At 68.0% G+C, this 6594-nt stretch carries 6 protein-coding genes, 1 tRNA gene and 1 pseudogene; 5 read left to right on the top strand and 3 right to left on the bottom strand.

Annotated features, from left to right (window positions below; translation table 11 throughout):
* Positions 1-98: 98 nt before the first annotated feature.
* Together AB0B57_RS27810 and AB0B57_RS27815 are read left to right on the top strand one after the other, a co-directional pair.
* Complete coding sequence (locus AB0B57_RS27810; protein ID WP_357075942.1) at positions 99-665, top strand: hypothetical protein; 567 nt, start codon at positions 99-101, stop codon at positions 663-665.
* Positions 666-667: 2 nt separating this feature from the next.
* Positions 668-1309 (top strand): annotated as a pseudogene (locus AB0B57_RS27815) (nucleotidyl transferase AbiEii/AbiGii toxin family protein); the annotation flags it as partial.
* Between the two features lie 95 nt (positions 1310-1404).
* Here AB0B57_RS27815 and AB0B57_RS27820 read toward each other — a convergent pair.
* The 3 genes from AB0B57_RS27820 to AB0B57_RS27830 all read right to left on the bottom strand — a co-directional run bounded on the left by AB0B57_RS27820 (position 1405) and on the right by AB0B57_RS27830 (position 2990).
* Positions 1405-1528, bottom strand: a tRNA-Arg gene (locus tag AB0B57_RS27820).
* Positions 1529-1798: 270 nt separating this feature from the next.
* The gene (locus tag AB0B57_RS27825) at positions 1799-2155 is read right to left on the bottom strand and encodes a hypothetical protein (RefSeq protein WP_357075945.1); all 357 of its coding nucleotides are present in this window, start codon (positions 2153-2155) and stop codon (positions 1799-1801) included.
* A 40-nt stretch (positions 2156-2195) separates the two neighbouring features.
* A complete protein-coding gene (locus tag AB0B57_RS27830; protein ID WP_357075948.1) occupies positions 2196-2990 on the bottom strand; it encodes a MerR family transcriptional regulator in 795 nt (264 codons plus the stop codon).
* A 78-nt stretch (positions 2991-3068) separates the two neighbouring features.
* Between AB0B57_RS27830 and AB0B57_RS27835 the strand changes: the two genes are divergently transcribed.
* The 3 genes from AB0B57_RS27835 to AB0B57_RS27845 form a co-directional block, all read left to right on the top strand.
* The gene (locus AB0B57_RS27835; RefSeq protein ID WP_357075951.1) at positions 3069-3431 is read left to right on the top strand and encodes a nuclear transport factor 2 family protein; all 363 of its coding nucleotides are present in this window, start codon (positions 3069-3071) and stop codon (positions 3429-3431) included.
* 37 nt (positions 3432-3468) lie between these two features.
* Positions 3469-4257, top strand: a complete 789-nt coding sequence (locus AB0B57_RS27840; RefSeq protein ID WP_357075954.1) for an SDR family oxidoreductase — start codon at positions 3469-3471, stop codon at positions 4255-4257.
* Between the two features lie 397 nt (positions 4258-4654).
* The coding region (locus tag AB0B57_RS27845; protein WP_357075957.1) for a glycoside hydrolase family 2 TIM barrel-domain containing protein at positions 4655-6594 on the top strand (1940 nt) is incomplete at its 3' end.

Genomic DNA, 6594 nt, shown 5'->3' on the forward strand with positions numbered 1-6594 from the left:
ACCACCAACACGATCGGGATCAGTAGCTTTACCCGCTGGTTGCAAGGATGCGGGGGAAGAAGCCAAGCGTGCTGGGCCTAGCGTAGTAGGCTGTTGGCATGGGTCGGTTCTCCGAGGATGAGCTGCATGCGGTTGTCTCCAGGTACGAGGCGACTCGCGCGGCCGCGTTGACCGAGCGGGACGAGCAGCTGCGGGCGTTCCACGCGGCCGGCTGGCGGCCGGTGGATCTGCAGCGGGTCACCGGGTACAGCCGGGAGACGATCCGTCAGGCGCTACGACCGGAAGTCCGGCGGGCGACCAACATCAGCCGGCGCCGGACGTCACCCCAGCCGCCGGCGGACTACCGGCCCTACGGTGACCGGAGGCCCTACGTGGTGGCCGAAACCCTTGCGCAACTGCAGGGCCCGACCGAAGGCGCGGTGACGCTGCCGCGTCATCTGGACTGGTCCGGGCACGCCGAGTACGACCTGAACCGGCCCGCACGCCTGGCCAGCATGTACAAGGTGGTGCTCACCGAAGCCAGCACGGTCGAGGATCTGAACACCTGGCTCGATGCCGACCTCCTCCGTCGGCTCTGGCCCACCCTCTGGCTGCCGCCCCAGCTCCGCCAGCGCTGGGAGGAAACCTCTCCCGAACTCGCCGCGACCCGCAGCGACGCGGCGTAGCGGTGGACCCCTTCCACGAACGCCTCGCCCGTACCGGGCTCGGGGCGGCCGATCGATACGGCTTCGCTCTGGCCGGCGGTTACGCGGTTCAGGCCGCCGGGCTTGTCGAGCGGCCCAGTGAGGACATCGACCTGTTCACCGCCTGGGACCGCCGCAACGAGTTCACCGCCGCGGTCACCGCCGTCGTGCACGCCTACCGAGACGACGGCCTGACCGTCGAGACCGAGCGCCAGTACGACACCTTCGCTCGGCTGGCGGTCACCGACGGTGTGCGGGTTTCCAAGGTCGAACTCGGCGTGGACTGGCGTGCCAACGAACCGATCCTCATGGCGATCGGACCGGTGCTGCACCCGGACGACGCGGTCGCGAACAAGATGAGTGCCCTCTACGGGCGGGCGTTCGCCCGGGACTTCATCGACATCGACGCCGCGCTCCGATCCGGTCGCTACACCCGCGAAGCCCTCCTCGCCCTCGCGCAGCGCGCCGACCGTGGCTTCGACCGGCACGTCTTCGCCGACGCTCTCGGACAAGCCGCGCTGCTCGATCCTGACGACTTCGCCCAGTACGGCGTCGCCGGCCGAACGCTAAACGATCTCTGTAGCCGATTCGCCGAATGGCGCCGTGAACTGCTCGACGAGGAGAAACCCGCCGAGGATGAGCCGCTCCCGACTCGCCGCGGCGATGACCCTGTAACGCTGGACCCGCACCGATCCAGCTGATCTTCGGCAAGCGATCGCAGCAACGCCGCACAGCAATCGGCACGCACGGCCAGCAGACAGAAGGCCGCAGGCCATCGACCTGTGGACACCTGCGACACACGGTTCAGGAAACCGATGCTCTATCCCCTGAGCTACGGGGGCGCGAGTGGTCGGTGTAACGACCTGCGGGTCCACCCGCGTTGGCAGGGAGTGACCCCCGTTGAGACCCGGCGGGCTGGCCGGACCGACGACCACAGGACCCAACCGTCGCCGGCCCCGCCACCGTTCGAGCGGACGGCATCACCTACGCGTACTGCCGGCATCGTCGGCGCGAAGGCCGCTGCTCGCACCGAACACATCACTACGCGCCGCTGGATGCCGCGCCTCGGCAGTCCCGTCCAATCCATGTGGTCGAGTCCAGTTGGAGACCGATGTTCAGCCCAGGTGAGTTCCGTCGGTGCCCATGCGGGTGTTCGTCCAGACGATCAGCGACGCGATCAGCAGGAGGAAGGAGCCGACCAGGAAGGCGTGGGTGACTCCTTCGGTGAAGGTGGCCTGCAACAGCGCCCGCTGTACGCCCCCGGGGTCGCCCGGAAGCGCTGTGGTGATCGGTTCGATCACCTGCTCGTTGCGCTGCCCGGCGAAGTGCGGAGACACCGTGCCGAGTACGGCGAGGCCGACTGATCCGCCGAGTTGTTGTGCGGCGTTGAACAGGCCGGAGCGTTCGGGACACTCGACGGTGACGGGGCCGAGTTCCTCAGCCTGTTCGGCCAGCAGGGTGAGCAGGTCCACTTCCGCGCGAGGCCGAAGACGCTGGTGTGAGCCGACCCACTCAGGTCACTCGGAACACCGGCCACCCGATCTCGGTGCGCCACGCGGCCGGGTCGCTGACGTCTCGCGGTCCGACGAGGTAGACCTCCCGCACGGGCCCCGCCACCGACATCGCGTTCTTCACGACCCAGGTACCGAGCTCGCCGTAGGTGACCTCGATGCCATCGTGCTCGCCAACGTGGGTGGCCACTGCCAGTTCCGCGGCGGGTAGGGTCGCGGCGTGCACCCGCCCGGCACGAGGCGGAGCGGCCGTCGGTAGGTAGACCAACACGTGACCGCGGCCCTGCTCGAACAGGGAGTTGTCGTAGGTGCCACCCGGTGGACCGGTCACCGCGTCGCCAACGGCCACCTCCAACTCGGCCATTGCGCCCGCGAACCAGGCTTCGACCTCGCCCTCGTCGACCACGGCCGCCACCGCCGCGACCGTGCGGGCGGGCTCGGCACGGAGCTCCACCTTGATCGGCGCGGGGTCGGGCCGGAGCAGGCGGCGCAGCGACGCGACCGCGGCTCGGGTGCGGTCGAGTTCGGCCTCCAGGCGTTGGAGGTGGTCGGCGATCAGGGTCGCGCGGACACCGGGGTCCGGGGACCGCAGGATCCGCTGCACGTCGGCCAGGGGGACGTCGAGTTCGCGGAGCCGGTTGATGACCTGAGCGGTCGGGATCTGCTCGATGGCGTAGTAGCGGTAGCCGGAGGTCTCGTCCACTACGGCGGGTTCCAGCAGGTCGCCCTCGTGGTACCGACGCAGGGTCCGCACGCTCAGGTGGGTCAGGCGCGAGAACTCCCCGATCGTCAGCACCCCCGCAGTATGAAGGCTCCCCCAGGGGGAGAGTCCACCGTTTGACCCTCCTGCACCGCGAGGCCACACGGTGGGTTCATGACACACCGCAACGACCTCCGGTCCGATCCACTCCCAACCACCGTCCGTGGTTTCCTCGCCGCTCACGTCGTCCGCGACGCCGACGCAGCATCGTCGTTCTTCGCCGAGGACGCGGTGGCCGTGGATCAGGGCGAGTCCTTCCGCGGCCGAGAGCAGATCTACGCGTTCCTGCGGGACGCCGGCTCCGAGTTCGAGTACACGACCGAGCAGATCGGTGCTGCCCGCATCGACGACGGCCACTGGGTGGTGACCCTGCGGCTTGCGGGAACCTTCCCGGGCGGTGTCGCCGAGCTCGACTACCGGTTCACGATCCGTGAGGACGTCGTCACCGAACTCGTTATCGCCAACCACGGATCCTGACGAGACCCGTACCACGTCAATCTTCAGAGGAGAGAGAATGCCTACGTCAGATCGCGATCGTCTCGATGGACGACGTGCGTTGGTCACGGGCGGTTCGAAGGGCTCAGGCAAGGCCGTCGTCGAGAGACTGCGGGAGATGGGCGCCGACGTCTACGTGACGGCCCGGACGATGCCCGAGGGGTACGAGCACCCCGACCGGTTCATCGAGGCGGACACCTCGACGGTCGAGGGCGCGAAGGCGGTGGCCAACCGGATCGCCGAGACCGGCGGGGCACTGGACATCCTGGTGCACGTCGTCGGAGGTGCCTCGACGCCGTCCGGTGGGTTCGCGGTCATCACCGACGAGCAGTGGATGATCGAGCTGAACGTGAACCTCCTGGGAGCGGTGCGGCTCGATCGAGCTCTCCTCCCGGCGATGATCGAGTCCGGGTCGGCGGTCGTGCTGCACTTCACCTCGATCCAGCGTGAACTTCCTCAGTACGAGGCGTCCCTGGCCTACGCGGCAGCGAAAGCCGCGTTGCGCACCTACAGCAAGGGGCTCGCCAACGAGCTCGCCCCGCGCGGCGTCCGCGTCAACGCGATCAGCCCCGGCGGGATCGAAACGGAGGCCTACGAGAGGTTCGTGGACCGAATCGCCGAGGGCAACGGGATCAGCCGCGAACAGGCCAAGCAGAGCATCTACGACTCCCTCGGAGGCGTACCCCTGGGACGGTTTGCCAACACTGAGGAGATCGCCGACCTGGTCGGCTTCCTGGTCTCGGACCGCGCCTCGGCCATCGTGGGCGCCGAGTACGTGATCGATGGCGGAACAGTCCCTACCGTCTGAGCCCGCAAACGGGTTCGAGCAGTCACGTGCGAGCGCTTCGATTCGACGTCCCAGGAGACCGTCGGGAACGCGGGGCCGCCTGATCACAGAGCCAGGATGCCGAGGTCGCCACAGGCACCTCGGTCGGAGGCCCGGTGCGTCGACGGGCCTTTCATCCTACCTTTGCTGCGGCTTTTGTAAGCATTGATGGGATTTCAGGCTCCGCCAGAAGATAGATGAGTGGAAATGCTTGACTCAGCGCCCCATGTTGCCGGTTAATCACATCTACATGTCGGCTGTGTTCACCCGCCCGGGTGGTCGACGACACCGGTGCATCGTCGAATCGATTCGACTACAGCCGGTACATACACCTTGACTTGACGTCATGAGGCTGTCGGGTGAGCCGTAGGAGGTTTCCGTGCATCGTGCGAACGTCCGCTGGGGCGGCAGATTGTCGGCGTCAGCCAGAGGGCTGGCCGCGACCGTGGCGCTCGCCCTGCCCCTGACGCTGGGTGGTCTGACCGTGGCACCCCCCGGGTCGGCCCTGGCCGCGCCGGTCGCGACGCAGGGTGTCGCGGCCGCCGGACTTGACGGTGTGGCGGCCGGTAACGCCGCGATCGCCTCGGTCGACCTGAGCGGGACGTGGAGCTTCACGCCCGCGGGTCGGGCAACGACCTCGATCACGGTGCCCGGTGGCGGTTGGTACAAGCAGGGCTTCACCGACGTGACCGAGGCGGTGTACTCGCGCAGCATCACCGTGCCGGACTCGGGGCAACCGCAGTCGACCTGGATCGAGTTCGGCGCCGTGAACCACCAGGCGACGCTCTCCGTCGACGGCCGGGTGGTGGCGACCCAGACGACCGCGTTCACCTCGTCGAACTTCGACATCAGCAGCTACGCCGCACCGGGCACCACCCACACGATCAGTGTGCAGGTGAAGGGCCGCGGTGCGTTGCGGTCGTCCGACGGCAAGTACCTGGTCCCCATCGCGGCCGACTGGTCCGAGGCGGTACCGCAGGGCATCTACCGGTCCGCGTCCCTGCGGGTGTATCCGGCGGTGTACGTCAGCGACGCGTTCGTCCGTACCTCGGTGGCGAACCGCACCCTCAGCTACGACGTGTCGGTGACCAATTCCTCGGCCGCGACCAGAACTGTCACCCTGGGCGGGTCGATCACGTCCGACGGCGCGGGCTCTTTCAGCTACCCGCAGTTGCCGCAGCAGACCGTGACGGTGGCGGCCCGTTCGACGGCGAAGGTCACGGTGGGCCCCGTGGCGTGGGACCTCGGCGCCACCTCGTACTGGTGGCCCAACGTGCCGTACCGGTCCGGGTACCGGGCCCAACTGCACCGCCTGGCGATCCACGCCACCGCTGACGACGGCCGCACCAGTGACGCCACGTACCGCTTCGGGTTCCGGGAGAGCACGCAGAACGGCGAGTACTACTACCTCAACGGCGTGCGGGTGAACTTCCGTGGCGACAGCCTGCAGGGCGCCAACTACGACCGGATCAACAACGGCGGCAAGAGCGACGCGTTCGACACCCTGCCCGGTTTCCTGCCGCCGTCGTCCGGCAACGGCGGTTGGCCGCAGGCGGTGGACAACTACCAGCGTCTCAACTACAACGTGGTACGCATACACATGGAGCCGGCCAGCCCGTACATGCTCGACGTGGCCGACGAGATGGGCCTGATGGTCATCGACGAGACCGCCATCCGCAGTGGTTCCCAGGACTTCGTGTCCGGACGCACCAACATGGTGGCCCACGCTCGGGCGCTGACCCTGCGCGACCGCAACCATCCGGCGATCATCCGCTGGAGCCAGATCAACGAGCCCAGCTCCAACAACAACGACTCACAGTCGTTCCAACAGGACCTGTACGCGGCGATGAACGGCAACGACGGCACCCGGCCGATCAGCATCGACGCCGGCCCGGGCGCGGATTCGCCCAGCCGGTACCCGGCCATGAACTACTCCAACTTCGCCATCTTCGGGCACTACCTGGACGGCGTCGGCCGCTACGGCGAGGCCCTGAATCGCCATTCCGGGCGCCCGGACGGCGAAGGCGAGTACATCTGGCCTGCCTGCAGCACCAGGCAGGGCTTCGAGTGGTTCGCCACCGCGACTGCTGCCAAGCGCGGCAAGGACGCCAGCGACCTGCGTCCGTACACGCTGCTGTCCGCCTGGGCCAGCGTCGTGCCGGGCGTGCGAACCACCGACTTCACCACGGAGGAGAACACTCGCCCGGTCTACGGCGCGGACAATCTGCCCGATCCGTGGAGCAACCCGCAGATCCAGCGCGTGCAGGCGGCGTTCAACCCGGTGGCCGCGATCGACCTCCCCTACTGGTCCGCCTCCGG

The sequence above is a fragment of the Micromonospora sp. NPDC049101 genome, assembly GCF_040648675.1.
Taxonomy (GTDB): Bacteria; Actinomycetota; Actinomycetes; order Mycobacteriales; family Micromonosporaceae; genus Micromonospora.

What these genes read in the sequence shown, in the direction of transcription:
- AB0B57_RS27810 (WP_357075942.1), top strand. Translation starts at nt 99, where the DNA reads ATGGGTCGGTTCTCCGAGGATGAGCTGCATGCGGTTGTCTCCAGGTAC.
- AB0B57_RS27835 (WP_357075951.1), top strand. Translation starts at nt 3,069, where the DNA reads ATGACACACCGCAACGACCTCCGGTCCGATCCACTCCCAACCACCGTC.
- AB0B57_RS27840 (WP_357075954.1), top strand. Translation starts at nt 3,469, where the DNA reads ATGCCTACGTCAGATCGCGATCGTCTCGATGGACGACGTGCGTTGGTC.